The organism is uncultured Sphingomonas sp. (assembly GCF_913774285.1).
Taxonomy (GTDB): Bacteria; Pseudomonadota; Alphaproteobacteria; order Sphingomonadales; family Sphingomonadaceae; genus Sphingomonas.
Map to the genome: position 1 here is coordinate 67,336 of NZ_CAJYHX010000022.1, position 19,010 is coordinate 86,345.

At 68.1% G+C, this 19,010-nt stretch carries 12 protein-coding genes; 3 read left to right on the top strand and 9 right to left on the bottom strand.

Annotated features, from left to right (window positions below; translation table 11 throughout):
* Positions 1–7: 7 nt before the first annotated feature.
* From QZ670_RS10755 to QZ670_RS10775, 5 genes are read right to left on the bottom strand one after another with little or no spacing between them, the layout of a single operon-like run.
* Positions 8–1,489 carry a tannase/feruloyl esterase family alpha/beta hydrolase gene (locus tag QZ670_RS10755; RefSeq protein WP_294254936.1) on the bottom strand — a complete coding sequence of 494 codons (1,482 nt, stop codon included), beginning with the start codon at positions 1,487–1,489 and terminating at the stop codon, positions 8–10.
* Complete coding sequence (locus tag QZ670_RS10760) at positions 1,476–3,470, bottom strand: alpha/beta hydrolase domain-containing protein (protein WP_294254937.1); 1,995 nt, start codon at positions 3,468–3,470, stop codon at positions 1,476–1,478. Before QZ670_RS10760 ends, QZ670_RS10755 begins: the two co-directional genes overlap by 14 nt.
* Positions 3,467–3,796, bottom strand: coding sequence for a hypothetical protein (locus QZ670_RS10765; protein WP_294254940.1), 330 nt, complete (start codon positions 3,794–3,796; stop codon positions 3,467–3,469). Before QZ670_RS10765 ends, QZ670_RS10760 begins: the two co-directional genes overlap by 4 nt.
* Entirely contained in the window at positions 3,797–5,137 is a 1,341-nt protein-coding gene (locus QZ670_RS10770; RefSeq protein WP_294254942.1) for an acyclic terpene utilization AtuA family protein, read from the bottom strand.
* A complete protein-coding gene (locus QZ670_RS10775; protein WP_294254944.1) occupies positions 5,134–6,450 on the bottom strand; it encodes a citrate:proton symporter in 1,317 nt (438 codons plus the stop codon). The genes QZ670_RS10770 and QZ670_RS10775 overlap by 4 nt, the downstream gene beginning before the upstream one ends.
* Before the next feature lie 308 nt (positions 6,451–6,758).
* Between QZ670_RS10775 and QZ670_RS10780 the strand changes: the two genes are divergently transcribed.
* Positions 6,759–9,548 (top strand): TonB-dependent receptor, encoded by a 2,790-nt coding sequence (locus tag QZ670_RS10780; RefSeq protein ID WP_294254946.1) that lies wholly within the window; start codon positions 6,759–6,761, stop codon positions 9,546–9,548.
* Between the two features lie 61 nt (positions 9,549–9,609).
* On the opposite strand, the gene QZ670_RS10785 is transcribed toward QZ670_RS10780, so the two are convergent.
* A complete protein-coding gene (locus QZ670_RS10785; protein ID WP_294254948.1) occupies positions 9,610–10,500 on the bottom strand; it encodes a LysR family transcriptional regulator in 891 nt (296 codons plus the stop codon).
* Positions 10,501–10,896: 396 nt separating this feature from the next.
* Here QZ670_RS10785 and QZ670_RS10790 point away from each other — a divergent pair, with 396 nt between their 5' ends.
* Positions 10,897–13,725, top strand: coding sequence for a TonB-dependent receptor (locus tag QZ670_RS10790; RefSeq protein WP_294254950.1), 2,829 nt, complete (start codon positions 10,897–10,899; stop codon positions 13,723–13,725).
* Positions 13,726–13,754: 29 nt separating this feature from the next.
* The gene (locus QZ670_RS10795; protein ID WP_365894637.1) at positions 13,755–15,434 is read left to right on the top strand and encodes a carboxylesterase family protein; all 1,680 of its coding nucleotides are present in this window, start codon (positions 13,755–13,757) and stop codon (positions 15,432–15,434) included.
* Between the two features lie 192 nt (positions 15,435–15,626).
* On the opposite strand, the gene QZ670_RS10800 is transcribed toward QZ670_RS10795, so the two are convergent.
* From QZ670_RS10800 to QZ670_RS10810, 3 genes are read right to left on the bottom strand one after another with little or no spacing between them, the layout of a single operon-like run.
* Entirely contained in the window at positions 15,627–16,568 is a 942-nt protein-coding gene (locus tag QZ670_RS10800; protein WP_294254953.1) for a BadF/BadG/BcrA/BcrD ATPase family protein, read from the bottom strand.
* Positions 16,565–17,704 (bottom strand): SIS domain-containing protein, encoded by a 1,140-nt coding sequence (locus tag QZ670_RS10805; RefSeq protein WP_294254956.1) that lies wholly within the window; start codon positions 17,702–17,704, stop codon positions 16,565–16,567. Before QZ670_RS10805 ends, QZ670_RS10800 begins: the two co-directional genes overlap by 4 nt.
* Positions 17,697–18,980: a D-tagatose-bisphosphate aldolase, class II, non-catalytic subunit gene (locus tag QZ670_RS10810; protein ID WP_294254958.1), complete on the bottom strand. Its 1,284-nt coding sequence runs from the start codon at positions 18,978–18,980 to the stop codon at positions 17,697–17,699. Before QZ670_RS10810 ends, QZ670_RS10805 begins: the two co-directional genes overlap by 8 nt.
* Positions 18,981–19,010: the final 30 nt, after the last annotated feature.

Genomic DNA, 19,010 nt, shown 5'->3' on the forward strand with positions numbered 1-19,010 from the left:
CCCTCTTTTATCGTCGGTTGCGCGGCGGCTGCGGTGCCGCGCAGATGAAGTCGCTTTCCTTCGTGCCATCGCCGTCGCGATGTACGGCGCGTGCCGGATAGGCGCAGATCGGCCGGGTCGCGCCGTCGGCGAGCGTGCCGGTGAGGCGCGCAGGCGCCCGCCCCTGCTCCACCCAGCGCTCGATCGCCGCCTGCGCATCGAACCGGTTGGGTCCGTCGCCACCGCCGCAATGTCCCATGCCCGGCACGAGGAACAGCCGGTACCAGTCCGCCGCCGCGCCGGTGCGCGCGAGCATCTCCCGACGATAGGCAAGCGTATCGAGCGGCGAGACCACGGGATCGGCAAGGCCATGATAGACGAGCAACCTGCCGCCACGTGCGCGATAGGCGCGCAGGTCCGGGTCGGTTGCGTCGATTACGGGCGACAGACGCCGCATCGCGGCGGGCAGGTCGCGCGCATAGGAGAAGCGCCACCAGTTCCAGGCCGGATCGTCGAAGGCCCAGACCCGCCAGAAATTCACCCGCATCGGCTGGTCGGGCTGGCGTGGGTCGGCCCAATAGGCGCTCCACCCCGCCTCGCTGCCGGGCAGCCAGGGGAAGGTGACCTGCGCGCCGCGCGCATCGCGCACCCCCGCCCGCATCTTGGCGACCGCCGCCACCTTCTCGGCGCTGAGGCAACCGCTGCTCTGTCCCGGTCGGCAGAGCAGCGCAGCAGGATCGAGCCGACACTGGAGCGGATCGTTCAGCCAGCGATCGCCGGGCAAGCCTCCAGCCGCATTGCCGTTGGCACTGCGACACGAGGCGAAGCTCTGCGCAGCGATCAGCTTCAGGTCTTGCTTATCCAGGATCGGGGTCTGATCGTCGCCCGTGCGGTGGTTCGAAAGATATTGCCAGAGGAATGCGGCGTTGAGGCGGACGCGGTTGGAACCCGGCGCACCGGCGACGATGCCGTCGAAGTCGCGCGGGAAGCGCTGCGCCTCCATCATCGCCTGGTGGCCGCCGGTCGAGCAGCCGTTGAAATAGCTGTGCGCCGCCGCGCGGCCGTAGAAGCGTGCCACCAGCTGCTTCGCGGCAAGCGCAGTCTCATGCACCGCCCTCCATCCCCAATCGGCGATCGCTTGGCGGCGGCCGCGGGCGAAGTCGGGATCGTCGCCTTGGTGGCCGGTATCGGTCGCGACCACCGCGCTGCGGCGCGCCAGACCGTCCGCCATCGCCGCTTCGGGCAGAGCCGAGGCATAGCCGCCATTGCCGAGCATCTGCAGCCGACCGCTCCATGCACGCGGCAACCAGAGTTCATAGCCGATCCCCGAGCCCGGTACCGGATGCAGCGTGCCGATCACCCGGCAGTGCGCGGGCAAGGGCCGTCCGGATACTAGCCGAGCCTCCGTCCATTCGGTGCGGGTGTCGGGGATCTGCCGCGCCAGCGCCGCGCAGGCGGCTTCGGGTGCCGCCGGGGCCGCCAATGCCAGGGCAAGGCTAGCGAAGGACATCGCTCTTCTCGGCCTGATCGATCAGCCGCGCGCCGTCGTCCGCCAGCAGCCAGCCTTGCGCGATCTGCTCCGCCACCACCGCCCGGACGCGCGCCACGAAGCCTGCATGGTCGCGGTAGCGCGCCTCCAGCGACGGGCGCGGATCGCCCTTGGCGCGGCGTTCGGCTTCGGTGCGAGCGAAGGGGATGAAGCCGCCGATAAAGCCGCAATTCCCGCCCGCACCATAGCCGCGCGCCAGCTGGTTCCAGCCGGTATAGGTGCCGAGCGGCACCAGCAGCTGCACCGAGGGCACGCCCGCCGTCTCGTTGCCGTCAGCATTCACCCGCGGCACCAGCTGCGGGATCGTGCCCCGCACCACCGGCGGCTGGCGGGTGAGCACGCCGCTGAGATCGACGGCATGGAAACCGGGACCGAAATCATAATCGGGCAGCTGGTTGAGCATGCCGGTGGGGCCTGGCACGCCGGGAATTGCCGGCCAGCCCATTGCCGAGGCGGTCGCCTCCACCAGATCGGCCGCGGCGAGCATCGGATAGCGGCTCGGCGGGGGCGCCTTGCCGGTCTGTACCCAGTCGGCCAGCGCCTTGAGCAGCGCACGCCGGGTGTCTATCGAGGGATTGGGGTTGAACGCGAGCGTGCAGGCGGGCGCGCCGGGGAAGGCCTTGTCGCCGTCCAGCGGGAAGCCGCCGACATAGGAACCGCCATGCGTCACGCTGGGGAAGTAATAGCGGCGGACATTGGCCGGCAGCGGCACGTCCGCCCTGGCATCGGTGCCGATCAGCCCCGGCGACATGCGCAGGCCCCAGAACTCGGCCGAGCCGAAGGTCTCGACGATCTTGGGGCAGGTGCGCGTCGCGGTGCAGCGGTCGAGCAGGCTGGAGACGCCCCTGTGCCGTCGCTTGTCGTCGTAGCGGCTCCACCACAGGCTGCCCTCGCTGCCGGGCTCGAACATGCCCGCCGCGCCGCCGGGAACGCCGAAGCGAATGTTGAGCGGCACTTGCCGCGCGGCGATATTGGGGTTGGCGCCGTCGAATATCTGCTGCCCGTCCTCGGCCTGGTTGAAGCCGAGCGCGATCAGGCTGCGGACGAAGTTGCCCGATTGCGATGTGCCGCTGACGATCGCCCAGCGGATCGTGCCCGCCAGCGGATTGGGCGTGCCCTCGTCATCGGCCTTGGCGAAGCGCAGGAACGCGTTGAGGTCGCGCACCGCGGCGAAGCCGATGCCCAGCACCTTGGGATCCTTGCCGCGATAGACGAGCGTATAGCCCTTGGCGGCATCGAACCCGCCGCGCAGGCAGAGCTGGCGGGGGTCGGGCGTGCCGGGAAAAGGCTGTGTGCGGCAATCGGCAAAGGCCCAGTCGCGCGGGGCAATCGCCTTGCGCGGGGCAGCGTCACCCGCCTGCGCGAACAGGGTGGCCTGGCGGGTGTCCAGCGACACCGGCAGCGGGCGCGGCGTCGGGCGGCCGATGCCGCCGTCGATCGGCATGCTCGCCGTGGTGGTGGCGACGCCGGTGAAGCGCTGGAGCACCCAGCCGGTCAGCCCCGCTGCCGTGGGCGCGACGAGGGTCTGGATGCCCGGCTGCGGGGCAATGTCTCCCTGCCAGCCGCTCACCACGCGCACATGGCCTTCGGCGTCGGCGGCGACGTCGCCATTGCCGCGATTGGGCACGTCGTACATCAGGAAGCCGCTGGCCCGCGCGGGATAGGCAGGCAGGGCGATGGCGAAGGTCGCCCGGTAGCCGACCCGGCCATCCTTCTGGCGGGGCGCGGCGGCGAGATCGGTGATGATCGCATTGCGACGATCGCGGGGATCAATCGCGCCTTCATAATAGCCGCGCAGGATCACATAGGCGGGCGCACCGGGCCGTACCGCCGGCACCTCGCGCCGCTGCTCGACGACGAAGCGAGTGACCCGTGCTTCCGCCGCGCCGGTCCTCAACAGGGTGGCCGTGGTGGCCGCCAGCAACAGGTGATGGCGCTTCATTCCGCATCCTTTCCGGGCACGTCATCATCGATCGGCAGGTCGAGCAGTTGGGCGCCCAGCGACTTGCCATGCGCGTCGAGCGCCAACGAGCGGGTGACGCCGCCGCTCAGCGCACCTTCGAGGACGAAATTGAGCGCGCCCAGTCCCGGCAAGGCATAGCGGGTCGCCTGCCGCACCCGCAGCCCGCCGAGATGCGCCAGCACGCGCGGCACGGTCACCGCCGCGACCAGGCGCGGATAATCGGCCGGGTCGAAGGCGATCACCGAGATTTGCGAGAGGTCACCCTTGTCGCCGGTACGGACGTGCGCGATGTCGCCGAGCAGCATTCAGGCCTCCACCAGCGTGATGGCGGGCCGTACCTGCGCCGCCGGGATCAGCGTCGAGGCGACGGCAAGCACCGGGCGCACCGCCGCCGTCGCGCCGCCGCCACCGAAAGGCCCGTTGGTGTACAGGGCCTCGACCTCCCGCCCGATCAGCGCCGCCGCCTCCGCCGTGGCGGAACGACCGACGAGGCGAAGCCGCACCTCGCGCGGGTCGACCGCCGGCGGCCGGCCGGTCCGGTCGACCGAGTCGAGCCCGATCAAGGTGCTGCGCAGCTCCGTCACCGGCGCGCCGATGATCGCCAGGCGCTCCTCGACGATGGCGGCGGCGAGCCGGGCGCGGCCGACGGCACCGGGCCCCGCATAGGAAATCTGACCTTCGCCGATAAAGCCGTCGTCATAGCCGATCGAGACCTTCAGCGCGTCGGGCCGTGGTCGACCGTCGCCGCCGGAGACAGCGATCCGGTCGGGCCCGAGCTCTGCGAAGCGCACCGATCGGAAATCGGCCACGACATCGGCCTGGGCATAGGCGCCCGGATCGAGGATCTCGTACAGCAGCTGCTCCTTGCAGCTGGCCAGCGTCAGCGCGCCGCCCGAGCCGGCGACCTTGCCGAGCACGGCGCTGGCATCTGCCGCCACCTCGGCGAAGGGGAAGCCCAGCCGCGCGAGGCCAGGCACCTGCTTGCGGCCGTCATCGGCGAAATAGCCGCCGGTCAGCTGGCCGGCGCATTCGAGCAGATGGCCGATCACGGTGGCGCGGCCCATCAACGCCGCGTCGTCAAGCGACCAGCCGAATGCGTGCACCATCGGCCCGACGAACAGCGCAGGGTCGCCCACCCGGCCGGTGATCACCACCTCGGCGCCTTGCGCGAGCGCGTCGGCGATCGGCCCGGCGCCCAGATAGGCGTTGGCGGAGACGATGCGGGCGAGATCGGCGCTGGTACCCGGACGGTCGATCAGCGGATGCTCGGCGCTGCGGACCAGATCGAGCACGTCGTCGCCGGTGACGGCAGCGATGCGCAGGCCGTGCAGCCCCATGTCGCGCGCCAGCGTGGCAACGGCTTGTGCGGCGCCGACCGGGTTGGCGGCACCCGCATTGGTGACGATCCGCACGCCGCGCGCGCGCGCCGCCGGCAGCACCCGGCGCATCCGCTCCAGCAACAGCGGATCGAAGCCGCCGTCCGGGTCGCTCTGGCGGAGCTGCTGCGCCGCGGCGATGGTGCGCTCGGCCAGGCATTCGAAGACAAGAAAGTCGAGATCGCCCTGCTCGACCAGCTCCAGCGCCGGTTCGATCCGGTCGCCTGCGAAGCCGGCGCCGGCGCCGATGCGGATGGGTTCCGGTCTCACAGCGGGAGCACTCCGATCAGCAACGCGGCGGCGACCATCACCAGCGTCGCGGCGAACAGCCAGGGGATGGCGAAGCGCTGGTGCGCGCCGAGTTCGATGCCGCTCAGCCCCGCGACGAGGAAGGTCGCCGGGGTGAGCGGGCTGACCGGGAAGCCGGTGGTCATCTGTCCGAGCAGCGCGGCTTGCGCCATGGTCGCCGGCGCGTGGCCGAACCGCGTGCCGACCTCCGCCAGCACGGGGAGCACGCCGAAATAGAAGGAGTCGGGATCGAACAACAGGCTGAGCGGCATCGAGGCGACCCCGAGCAGCACCGGCAGGCTGCCGCCGACTCCGTCTGGCACGTGCCGCGCCACCGCCTCGGCCATCGCCCGGATCATGCCCGATCCGTTGAGGATGCCGGTGAACGCGCCCGCCGCGAACAGCACGCCCGCCATCAGCAGCGCCGCGCGCGCATGCGCGTCGATCCGGGCGCGCTGCTGGGCGGCATCGGGATAGTTGATCATCAACGCCAGCGCCGTGCCGATCATGAAGGCCACAACCGGCTCGACCAGCCCCGCGATCATCGTGCCCACAACCGCGAGGGTGAGCAGAATGTTGAGCGGCATCCGTCGCGGGCGGCGCAAGCCGGGATCGTCCGCCATTGGCTCGGCAGGAGCGCCCGATGCCATCGTTGCGCCGGCCGCGCGGGGCAGCGGGATGCCGGCGGCGATGCGCCGCTCCTCGCGAAGCCCAAGCCACCAGGCCGCGGCGAAGACGAAGCCGAGCCCCGCCGCCTGCACGCCAATCATCGGCACGAACAGCTGCGCCGCCGGCACCTTCAGCGCAGCCGAGGCGCGCAGCGTGGGGCCGGTCCAGGGGAGGAAATTGACGCCGGCGGCGAGCGAGGCGGTGCAGGCCAGCACCCGCCGGTCCATACCGAGCCGGTCGTAGAGGGGACGGAGCGCCGGGATGGTGATGAGGAAGCAGACCGCCCCCGAACCGTCGAGATGGATCAGCAGCGCCAGCAGCGCGGTACCGATGGCGATGCGGCGCGGCCGTTCGCCCACCAGCCGCAGCACCAGCCCCACCAGCGGCGCGAGCAGCCCGGCATCGGTCATGATCCCGAAGAACAGGATGGCGAAGATGAACATGCCCGCGACCGGCGCGATCTTGCCGATGCCCGCCAGCACATAGGCCGGGATCGCCCCGCCCAGCCCGGCGAGCAGCGCCGCGGCCACCGGCACCAGGATGAGTGCGGCAAGCGGCGATGTTCGGTTCGACAAGATGAGCGCGAGCAGTGCCAGGACCGCAAGGGCGCCGATGATGGCCAGCATAATCCTCCCCACCCGATCGATGCCGGGCAGCGCAATCATGCGGAGGTGCAACCCATACCGCAATGTCAAACATTCTATTGATCAATGCAATTTGTTGATCGCTGAGCATCAACGACGACCCATCAACTTTACGGATCAATGCTTCCAAACTTTCTATTTTTTAAAACCGTGTCCGCGTCGCATAGCTGTGGGGCAGGCTCGGGAAGACACCAGCCGAACACCAGGGGAGGTTCTGCGCACCTGCTGCGCCAAGGCCGGCATTTCGCCAGCTGCACAGTCCCCGCCTGCCAAAAATGGAGGGGATTGCCATGACCAACGCTCGATCGCACCGCCTGTGCGCCAGCATCTCGCTCGCGGCCGCCAGCCTTGCGCTGCTGCATGCCGGAACCGCCTTCGCGCAGACGACGCCCGCGCCCGAGGCAGCAGCGCCCGACACCGCGCAAGCCGCGCCGCCCGTCGAGCAGGAGATCGTCGTCACCGGCTCCTTCCTTCGCAACGTGCGCCAAGAGGATCGCGCCTCGCCGGTTCTCTCGGTGAGTTCAGCCGACATCGCGCGCACCGGCGTCAACGCGCTGGCCGACATCACCCGCTATATTCCGCAGAATGTCGGCAGTGCCGGCGGCATCCAGGATCTTGCCAAGGGCGGCGGCGCGGACTCGCGCGACACGCGCTCGGCCAATCTCCGTGGCCTGGGCGCTGGGGCGACGCTGGTGCTGCTGAACGGCCGCCGCGTCGTGCCGACCGACGGCTTCGTCAACCTCAACAGCCTGACGCCCGAGATCGCCGTCGGCCGGATCGAGACCGTGCTGGACGGTGCCTCCTCCACCTATGGCGCCGATGCGGTGGCGGGCGTGCTCAACGTGATCACCGACACCCGGTTCAAGGGCGTCAAGCTGACCGGCCAATATACCTTCATCGAGGACAGCCCCGCGTTCAACGTGCAGGGCATGGTGGGGCTGGGCGACGATCGCATCCGCAGCGTCACCTCCTTCGCCTATCGCAACATCGAGCGGCTGCAGAATGGCGACCGCGACGTCACCAACTTCTTCAATCCTTCCTCGGGCTCCGGCGCCAATCCCGGCGCCTTCGTGCTCTATGCCCGCCCGCGCACTGCGAGCGGCGGCGACGTCGTGATCAACGGCAACAATTATTCGACCCTCTACGACCGCTTCAAGAACGCCGCCGGCACGGTCACGGTCGTCGATCCGGATTGCGGCTCGGCCGCGACGCAGAGCCGTTACGTGCCGGCCGCGAACAGCCCCGGCTTCGGCCTCGGCGCCTGCCAGTTCAGCTTCCAGGCGCAGAACCCGATCCGCCCCGCCTCGCAATCGGTGCTCGTCCACAACGACACGCGGTTCAAGTTCGCACCCGGCCACGAGCTGTACGTGGAGTTCGGCCTCTATCATCAGGATGCGCAGCGCTACGGCGTTCCCTCCTTCGCGCAGAATCGCAACGGCCCTACCCCGCCGATCGTGCCGGCCGCCAACCCGCTCAATCCGTTCGGCGTCGATGTCGGCTTCATCGGCCGCGCGATCGGGTCGCAGGGATTTGCCGGCACCCGCTACAAGGTGCAGCGCGACCAGGTCGACCAGCGGCACCTCGTCGTCGGTGCGGAGGGCGCGATTTCCACCCGCTGGAACTATGCCGCCACCTTCACCTGGTCGCGCGGCGAGGTGAATTCGGTCGACAAGGATACCGACATGCGGCTGTTCCAATCCGCGCTGAACGGCTTTGGCGGGCCGAACTGCAACATCCGCTTCAATGGCGCGGGCTCGGGCGCGGTGCCGGGGTCGGGCAACTGCCTGTACCTCAGCCCCTTCGCCAAGGACAGCCAGACGCAGGACCCGTCGCTGCTCTACAACATCCAGACCGAAGAGGCCTCGACCAACATCCGCGAATATCTGATCGGCGAGGCCGTGCTGAATGGCACGCTGGTGGAGATCGCCGGGCGGCCGTTGGACATCGCGGTCGGCACCCAGTTCCGCAAGGAGCGGCAGGTGGGCCGCTATTCGGACCTGTTCCAGAACGGCTTCGGCGCCTTCAACGGCCCGTTCCGGGATACCGATCTGAAGCGCGAGGTGAAGAGCGTCTTCGCCGAGGCGAACTTCAAGCCGCTCGACACGCTCACGCTGAATGCCGCCGCCCGCTACGAGGATTATGGCAACTTCAACACCGTCGCGCCCAAGCTGTCGGCCAATTGGCGGATCATTCCGGAAATCGCGATCCGCGCCTCGGCCAGCAAGGCGTTTCAGGCGCCGGCGATCGCCAATTCGAGCAGCGCGCTGATCGGCACCAACGTCGCCAACATCATCGATCCGCGCGATGGCTCGCTCGTGTTCCGCTCGGTGCTGCAATATGGCAACCCGTCGCTCCAGCCGCAAAAGGCCGACGTCTTCAATATCGGCACCACGCTGCTGCCGGTGCGCGGTGCCAGCCTGTCGGTCGACTATTGGCACTATCGCTATCGCAGCCAAATCCAGCTGCAGAACGGCCAGGCGGTGATCAACGCCGACCCCAATGGTCCGAACGTGATCCGCGATGCTGCAGGCGTGGCGCAATCGGTGATCGTCACCTCCTACAACGCGCCCAGCGGCACCGCCACGGCGGGCATCGACGTCGCAGGGCGGTATGAAGGCACGATCGGCCCGGTCGGCTTCACCTTCCGCGACAATCTCAGCATCCTCGTCAAATATGACGTCGATACCGGCACGCTGGTCTATGACGGCGTCGGCAAGCGCAACAACTACCAGACCTCGCCGCTCACCGCCGCCGCCGCGCCGCGCTACCGCAACGTCGCCGGTGTCGACTTCTCGCTGGCCGACCATGCGCTGAGCATCGACTGGCGCTACGTCTCCAGCGTCCGCGACGACTACCAGCAGGTCGTCGGTGCGCCGGAAGTGGCGCGGATCGGCGCCTGGTCCGTTTTCGACGCGCAGTATAATTTCCGCTTCGGCCCGGATCGCCGGTTCGAGCTCGGCGTCGGCATGACCAACCTGTTCGGCAAGGCGCCGCCGCACGCGATCTATACCGGCTATCTCTCCTCGGTGGCCGATCCCTATGGCCGCCAGACCTATATTCGCGCGAGCGCCCGCTTCTAGCGCTTGGCCCGATCGGTTCCCTCCTCAGGGGCGCGCGAGCGATCGCGCGCCCTCCTTTTTGTCAGCGGGCGACCTTCAGGAAATGCTCGAGGAAGCGCTGCGCCGCCGGCGGCAGCGTCCGGTCCGCCAGCCGTGCCACGCCGATCGTGCGCTCGATCACCGGATCGACCAGCGGGCGTGCCGCGATGCGGCCACCGTGGAGCATCCGCAGGGTCGATTCGGGGAGTGCCGTGATCCCCAGCCCCGCCTCGATCAGCGCGCCTACCGTTGCCAGCTGCGTGCAGTCGTATAGCGCCCGCGCAGCGACATTCGCCTGGAGCATCGCCGCATCGGTGAGCGCGCGGACGCTGCTACGCGGCGCCATCGCGATAAAAGGATGCTCGGCGAAGATGCTCCAGCGCGCGGGCTTGCCGGTGTCGAGCGGCCCGCCGGCGGGGACCACCAGCACCATCGCGTCCTGCATCAGCGGATCGAAGACGAACTTGCCGGCATCGGGCGGCGTCGTCACCGCCAGGTCGAGCTGGCGCTCTTCCATCGCCTGGAACAGCGCGCCGGACAGGTGATCGCGCAGCACGATCTCGACCTGCGGGTGCAGCTCGCGGAAGCTGGCGATCGCCGCCGGCAGCGTGCCGGCAGCGACCGACGGCAGCGCACCGATCACCACGCGCCCCCGCGATCCGGCGAAGTTCTGCGCCAGTTCCGAGAAGGCGTGGTCAAAGTCCCCGGTCAGCCGTTCGACGATCGGCAGCAGCGCCTCGCCGGCGCTGGTGAGCGCGACATTGCGAGAGTTCCGATCGAACAGCCGGACGCCCAATTGCTCCTCGAGCAGCCGAATCGTGCGGCTCAGCGCCGGCTGCGACACATTGGCCGAGCGGCCGGTCTCGCTGAAACTGCCATGCTGGGCAACCTGCATAAACAGGCGCAGGCTGGTGAGGCTCGGTGTCCGCCGCATTGCACCCTCTCTCCCCTTGAACACTTCGATTTTTGTTATGGTATCGGGGCATCAATCTATTCGGCAAATCGGCTGGGCCGCAAGACGCGACGCATCGTTCCAGCTTTGTAATCAATCGATCCACTAATTCTATTTCTTCGCTGAATAGTGATACGTCATACCTATTTCCGAGCGAAGCCGGTCGACACAGGCCGGGCGCGAGAGGGGATTTCTGAAGCGCACGCGCCGGCATATCCTGCCGCGCCGATCATCGACACGCGCCCGTTCGACACCCGTTCTCGGCCCACCCATCCGACCGACACCCGCTACGGGACGAGCGATCGACATCGTCCCGCAAGACGAAATGGGAGGATGACGATGGAAGCGACGCGACGGCTGGTTCTGTCCGCAGCGGGCATGAGTATTTTGGCGCTGACAACGGCGCTCGCCGCACCCGCCTGGGCGCAGGAGGCGGTGCCGGACACGGCGACGGCCGAGCCGCTCTCGCCTGCCCAGGAGCAGGAAATCATCGTCACCGGCACCAACATCTCGGGGGTCAAGCCGGTCGGGTCGGAGACGGTCACCGTCAATCGCGACCAGATGCTGGCGACCGGCCTTACCGACGTCGCCTCGGTGCTGCAGACGCTGCCGCAGGTGCAGAACAACCCGAATTCGGGCGGCTCCGGCCCGGTCTACCGGCAGGGCGGGACCGCGGGCTATGGCGGCAACTCGACACAGGGCACCGCGATCAACCTGCGCGGCCTGGGCACCTCGGCCACGCTGACGCTGGTCGACGGTCGGCGGGTGGTGCCGAGCGGTGCGGCAACGACCTTCACCGAAGCCATCCAGCTGCCCATCGCCGCGATCGAGCGGGTGGAAGTGGTGAGCGACGGCAACTCGGCCATCTACGGGTCGGACGCGATCTCGGGCGTGATCAACTATGTGCTGCGCAAGCACTTCACTGGCATCGAGGTGACCGGCCGCGGCACGGTGACGCGCTACAACAACCAATGGGGCGGCTCGATCACCGCCGGCTATGACTGGGGCAGCGGCAACGTCATCGCCACCTATGACTATGACTATCGCGAGCCGTTCGCCAACGGCCGCTCCAAGTTCCTCCGTCGCGACCTGCGCGGCGTCGGCGGGCCGGATACGCGCGCGGTGGACGCGACCCTCGGGGTTACCGGGCCGACGCTGATCGTCGGCGGCAACGGCAGTCCGTACAGCTATTACACGCTGCCACGCGCTGCCGGTCCCGGCCTTACCTTCGGGCAGCTGACGCCGGGCGCCAATCTGGTCGACGCGGCCGACTACACCGACTTCCTCGGCAAGCAGAAGCGTCACCAGGCGGCGCTGATCCTGAACCAGGACGTGAACGACGCCATCTCGGTGTTCGCACAAGGCTTCTACACCAAGCGCGATACGCTGAGCCGCGCCTATGGCAACAGTCGGCTGGGCAACAACATCACCATCTGCCAGGGCAGTCCCACCTATATCAGCGGGGCGCCGGCCAATGCCGCCTCATCGAGCGCGCTGTGCGGCGGTGCGCCGGGGCAGCTGATCGCGGTCGACCCGCTGCTGTTCTTCAACGGCCCATCCGTCACCAGCAATCCGGCCGAGACGATCAGCGTCACCGCCGGCTTCACCGGCAAGCTGCCCGGCAGCTGGAAGGTCGACGGCTATTTCACCTACGCGCACGATTCCACCTGCGGCATCTGCAACTACGACAACAACGCCAATGGTGCCGCGCTGTCCGCAGAGATCCGCGCCGGCCGCATCGATCCTTTCACGACGACGCCGCTCACCGCCGCGCAATACGGCACGTTCATGGGATCGAACGTCCAGCTGGCGTACAACACCTTCTACGATAGCGTGCTGAAGCTCGACGGCCCACTGTTCGCATTGCCGGCCGGATCGGTGCGGACTGCGTTCGGCGGCGAGCTCGCCTATAATCGCCAGCATCTGGTCAACGGCAGCAACAACGCGTTCGAGAACAACCCCACCAACAACAGCTACGCCGTCACCAACGATACGACGGTGCGGCGCACCACCGCTTCGGCGTTCGCCGAGCTGTTTGTGCCGATCCTCGGTGCCGACATGGGGATACCGCTCGTCCAGTCGCTCGATCTCGACGCGGCGGTGCGCTACGACAATTATTCGGACTTCGGCTCCACCACCAACCCCAAGGTCGGCGCCACCTGGCGTGTGAACGACGCACTTTCGATCCGCGGGTCCTGGGGCACCTCGTTCCGCGCGCCGGCACTGACCGACACCAACCCAAACAATTTCTCGGCGGCGGTGATCGGCGTGCCGATCGTCAACGGATCCGGACGGCCGGACATCGGCTTCGTCTTTCCGGGCAATTCCAGCGCCTACCAGATCATCGGCGCCAATCCCGACCTTCAGCCGGAAACCGCCACCACCTGGTCCGCAGGTGTCGACTTCGCGCCCAAGACGTCCGGCTTGCGCGCGTCGATAACCTATTACAACACGCACTACAGCAATCAGATTGTCGGCCAGAATACCGGTCTGTTCCTGTCGAGCCCCACCTTCGCGTCGCTCTACAGCCGCTACATCATCCCGGTGAACAATCCGGCGAGCTGCGTCAGCGGCAATCCCGCCACCTATGACCCGGTGCTGGCCCGCTTCATCGCCGGCCATCCCGCGCTCTACAACGTGCCCGTACTCGGCGCCTGCTCGGTCAACGTCATCGTCGACGGCCGCTCGGCCAATGCTGCGACGACCTTCCAGGACGGCATCGACGTGCAGCTGAGCTATACGCTGCAAACCGGGATCGGCCGCTGGTTCGTCAGCGCCAACGCCACGCGGATCCTGAACCAGACGCTGCAGACCGTCGCCGGCGGGATGACCCAGGACGTGCTCGACACCTATTACTATCCGGTCAGTCTGCGCGGCCGCGGGCAGATTGGGTGGAGCAAGTCGGGCTTCGGGGTGAACCTGTTCGTCAACTATGTCGGCAGCTACACCAATACGATCCCGCTGCCCGGGCAGCCCCAATCGAAGGTGCCGTCCTGGACCACCGCCGATCTCGGCATCAGCTATGCCGTGCCCAAGGGCAACAAGCTGCTCGGCGGCCTGCGGCTCGGGCTCAACGTGCAGAACGTCACCAATGAGGATCCCCCGATCGTCCTGACCCGCGCCGGCAGCAATTTCGGTGCCTATGATCCGTCGAACGCGAACATCCTCGGGCGCACGTTCAATTTCCAGATCACCAAGAGCTTCTGATCATGAGACTTATCACGGGAGATGCGAGCATGAAGGCATGGATGACGGCGCTGGCCTGCGGGGCGGCGGCCTGCGCGATCCCCACCGCCACGGTGGCGCAGACGAACGCGCCGGTGGCTGCCACCGACACGGGCAAGGTGCAGGGCGCGATCGAGGACGGCGTGGCCAGCTGGAAGGGCATCCCCTTCGCCGCACCGCCGGTCGGCCCCTTGCGCTGGCGGGCGCCGCAGCCGGCGGCGAACTGGCAGGGCGTGCGCCCGGCTACCCAGTACAGCCATGACTGCATGCAGAAGCCATTCCCCAGCGATGCCGCACCGCTGGGCACCACGCCGGCCGAGGACTGCCTGTACCTCAACGTCTGGAAGCCCGCTGCCGCGCCGGCCACCGCCAAGCTGCCGGTGATGGTATGGATCTATGGCGGCGGCTTCGTGAACGGGGGCGCCTCGCCGCCCACCTATGCCGGTGCCAACATGGCCAAGCAGGGGGTGCTGTTCGTCAGCTTCAACTACCGCGTCGGGCGGTTCGGCAGCTTCGCCCTGCCCCAGCTCACCCGCGAGAATCCGGACGGCGGGCTGCTCGGCAACTACAACTTCATGGACCAGATCGCCGCGCTCAAATGGGTGCAGAAGAACATTGCGGCGTTTGGCGGCGACCCGTCCAACGTGACCATCATCGGCGAGAGCGCCGGCGGCATGTCGGTCCACACGCTGGTCACCTCTCCCCTTTCGCGTGGATTATTCAGCAAGGCGATCGTGATGTCGGGCGGCAATGCCCAGACCGCGAAGAACGCGACGCTCAAGGATGCCGAGGCGATTGGCGAGAATCTCGCCCGCGCGCACAATATCGACCCCGCCGCCCCCGATGCCCTCGCCAAGCTGCGCGCGCTGAGCGCCGAGCAGGTGACCGACGGCCTCAGCATGATGGAGCTGTTCCAGCCCAAGCCGGGCCCGCGCACCTATGGCGGCCCGGTGCTCGACGGCACGCTGCTCGTCGATCAGGAAAAGGCCTATGCCAGCGGCAACTTCGCGCATGTGCCGATGCTGATCGGCGCGACCAGCGCGGACATGGGCGGCAAGTCCGGCTTCATGATCGCTGGCGCGCGCGAGGCGAGCGCGATGGTCGCCGCGCAGAAGGTGCCGGTGTGGGAATACCGCTTCTCCTATGTCGCGGATTCGGTCGGCCAGCCGGGTGCCGGGCATGCGACCGACATCCCGTTCTTCTTCGACAATGCCCGCATCAAATATGGCGCGGCGACCACGGCGAAGGACGAACAGGTCGGCAAGACGATCAGCGCTTATCTCGCCAATTTCGCCAAGAAGGGCGATCCCAACGGTGCGGGCCTGCCGGCCTGGCCGCGCTTCACCGCGTCGGGCGACGAGATCCTCGACTTCGCCGCGGACGGCAAAGCCATCGCGGCGCGCGATCCCTGGGGCGCGGAAATCGACGATCTGCAGGCGCGCACCAAGGCCGCGCAAGCTTCGGGCAAGTATAACAGTCTGACCACGCCGCTGGGCACGATGCTCGACGACCCTGCCGCCCGTGCGGTGCTCGCCAAGCATCTGCCGGACATGGTCAAGAACCCGCAGATCGACATGGCCCGCGGGCAGACGCTGGTCGGCATCCAGGCCTATTTTCCCGCCCTGCTTACCGATGCCAAGCTCAAGGCAATCGATGCGGACCTGGCGACGATACCCACGAAGCCGAGCTGATCCGCGGCTCTCAAGCATCCGGTGACCCCACCGGGCGCAGCAGGCGCGGCACCAAGCGCCGCACCTGCTGCGACGTCTTCGGTCGCGAAGCAGAGACGCCGGCCCGCTCGATCGCACTAACGATCTGATCAGCGCCGCCTGCTCGCCACCGCGAGTGCGAATCCGTCGGCGCTTAAAGCGAGCGACGAATGATCACGCGCGCTGGGCTGCAGCCCGTTCAAGCGATACCGCATATAGGGCGGCGCCGACCCCAGGCTCGTGCAGCGGAGCGACCACTTCGTAGCGCCCTGCCCGGGCAAGGCTGTCAAGGAACGGCTGCCGTACCGCTTCTAACTTCGTCAGCACCCCGCCCGACCAGGACAGCAGCACCGTTTCCTCCACTGCAAATTCAAGCTGCTCGCGAAGCGCCTGCGCGATGGCAGCCAGCTCGGCACCGGCGCGATCGAGAACCGCCAGCGCGTGGGCGTCGCCCGCCTGGGCTGCGCGGGAGACGAGCGGCGCCAGGCCGGCGATCTCGTCGCGCCCCATGCCGCGATCGCCCATGACACGCGCGCAGATGTCCAGATCCTTCGCGAGTCCGAGCGCATCGCGAAACGCCTGCCACAGCGGGGTCCTGGCCAGGCGCCCGTCGCTCATCCGGGTAAACAGGTTGAGGCCCTGGATCGCGATCCAATAGGCCGAGCCTTCGTCACTGAACACCTCGCCCCAGCCGCCGGCCCGCGCCTTGCGACCCTGCCGCTCGCCATAGCCGATCGAGCCGGTGCCGGCGACGAGGTTAATGCCGTCGGCGCAGGCCAGCGAGCCGGCCCAGCCGCACACCATGTCATTGTCGCAGGCGTAGCGATCATGGCCCAGCAGCCGGGCGCACGCGGTGTCGAGCAGCGGATCGATCGCCGCATCTTCGCCAAAAGCCGGAAGTCCGAAAAAGGCGTGGCCGAGATCACCGGGGGCGATCCCCGCCTCGCCGCACACCGCAGCGATGCCCTCTACCAGCCGCGCCACCGCAACGTCCAGCCCGACCTGCAGATGGTAGGTCGTGCCCGTCAGCGCGCGGGCGACGACCTTGCCATCTGCTTCGACAAGGACGAACTCCGTTTTGGTGCCGCCGCCGTCGACGCCGAGGAACAGCGTCATGCAGCCAGCGTATGAATGCGCACGCCCTGCACGACGCGGTTCACCGTGCCGGCGGCGTTGGGCTGGTCGGGCGTGCGGCCGAGCCGCAGCGAGCAGTGCAGGCCGTAGAGCTGCGCGAAGACGATATAGGGGAAGAGCAGGTCGGCATCGGAAAGGTCCGCAGCATGCTCCACCAGCAGCACCTCGCCGCCGGTATCCTGCGCGGCGACGACGAGCACCTCGCTGCAATGACCGTCCGCGCGCAGTTCCTCGATGATGTCTAGATCGTAGCGCCGGGTCAGCGGATCGTTGGAGACGAACACCACTACGAGCGTGCGCGGCGTGACGATCGTCTTCGGGCCGTGGCGAAAGCCGAGCGACGACTCGAACAGCGTCGGCACCGCGCCGTCGGTGAGTTCCAGCAGCTTGAGCGCGGCCTCGCGGGCAAGGCCCTGGAACACGCCGCTGCCCAGATAGACGACGCGCTCGAAGTCGCGCGCGGCGAGCGACGCCGCCACTGCATCCGAACGCCCGAGCATCGCCTCCACGACGCGCGCGATCGCCTCCACCCGCGCATGCATGCCCTGCCCGGTGAAGATGGACAGCGCAGCCAGCAGCATCGCGCTGAAGCTCGACGTCATCGCGAAGGCGCGGTCATGCGTTTCCTCGGGCAGCAGCACGACATGGTTGTTGCCCGTGCTGCGCCGCGACAAGGCGCCCTCGGCATTGCAGGTGATCACGAGGTGGTGGACCGAGGCGATGCGGGCGTCCGCCAGTTCCACCGCCGCGATGCTCTCCGGGCTGTTGCCGGAGCGGCCGAACGATACCATCAGCGTCGGCCGTGCGGCGTCGAGATACAGATGCGGCGCGCTGACGATATCGGTCGTCGCCACCGCTTCCACCGGCCGGCCGAGCGTCGCCGACAGCCAGGGGGCGAGGCACTCGCCGATGAACGCCGACGTGCCGGCGCCGCAGAGGATGATGCGCAGCGCGGCCTGGTCGAGCAGCGGATGCACGAACGCCGCGATCTGGGCTTGGTGCGCGTCCAGCAGCGCCTGGGTCGCGCGCAGGGTGGCGGGCTGCTGGAGGATTTCGCGCCGGGTCCAGCTTTCGGGGCTGGCGGACGGCTGGGCGTCCGCCGGGATCGTGTCACGCATTGGGGTTGCAGGCTCCATGATAGGCGTCGAGCGTCGCGCCGATCTGCGCGACGATGAGGTCTTTGGGGTCACGCGTCACCGTCCCCGCGCGCACCGCCGCATAGGCGACAGGCATGTACTGGCTGAGCAGCGGCAAGGGCGGCACGGCTTCGCGCAGATTGGCGAACAGCCGCGCCTGCGCGTCGGCGATTTCGGAGTCCGGCCAGTAATAGCGGATGCGATCGCTCAGCGAATATTGCAGCTGCAGATCGAGGGCGTGGCCCGCGTCGTGATAATATTTGCGCCAGTTGTTCGGCTCGGCCTTCATCCGCGCGATCGCGGTGGCGCGGAGGTTGGCGCGCTTTTCCGGCGCGACCGTCTCCTGCTCGATGGCATCCAGTGCCCATAGCGCTTCGCGCAGCGCGAAGGTGACGCCCGGGCCGACCTTCAGGATGGCGAAATGGTCGCGCACCAGCGCGGCGAGCGCGCCGGCGGTTTGATAGTCGGTCGAGTGCGCCTCGAACACGATATGGTCGACCGGCACGATTGCGTCGCTGAGCGCGATGGCGGCGGCGGGCTGATAATCGACCACCTTCATGTGATCGAACTCGACGCCCGGCTGGACGACGGTGGCGATCACGCGCTGCCACGCGTCCGCCAGCCCCATCTCGGCGAACAGGCTGCGGTGCATGTCGAGCGTGGCGAGCGCCGCATCGGGGGTGGTCACCGCAAGCGTCTCGAGGTCCTCCGCCGCGCCGCCGGGCACGGGCACTTCGGTACCGATCACATAGACCGGGGCGTCAGCGGCATCGCCGGTAAAGGCATCCTCGGCAACCCGGCATAGTCGGGCCGCCCGCTCGGCGATGGTGCGCTCCGGCAGCGGCGTCGGGTCGTCGGCGCACGACATCGAGCAGTCGAGATGGATCTTGGCGAAACCGGCGCGGACATAGGCGGCGATCATCACCTCCGCCTTGGCCATGGCCGCTTCCGCCGGCAGGCTGGTCCAGGCGTTGGGGCCGAGATGGTCGCCACCAAGAACGAGCCGCGCGCGCGGGAAGCCGACGCGATCGGCGATGCCCTCGACGAAGGCGCGGAAGTCGGCGGGCACCATGCCGGTATAGCCGCCGTCCTGGTTCACCTGGTTGGACGTCGCCTCGATCAGCACGACCGGCGTTTCGTTCCGTAGCGCATGGGCGAAGGTCGCTTCGATCACCAGCGGGTGCGCCGAGCAGACCGAAGTGATGCCCACGGGCGTTCCGCGCTTGTGCTCGGAAACGAGATTTCGAATCAGCTGCATCCAAGTCTCCTTTCCCTGCGATCTACGGCG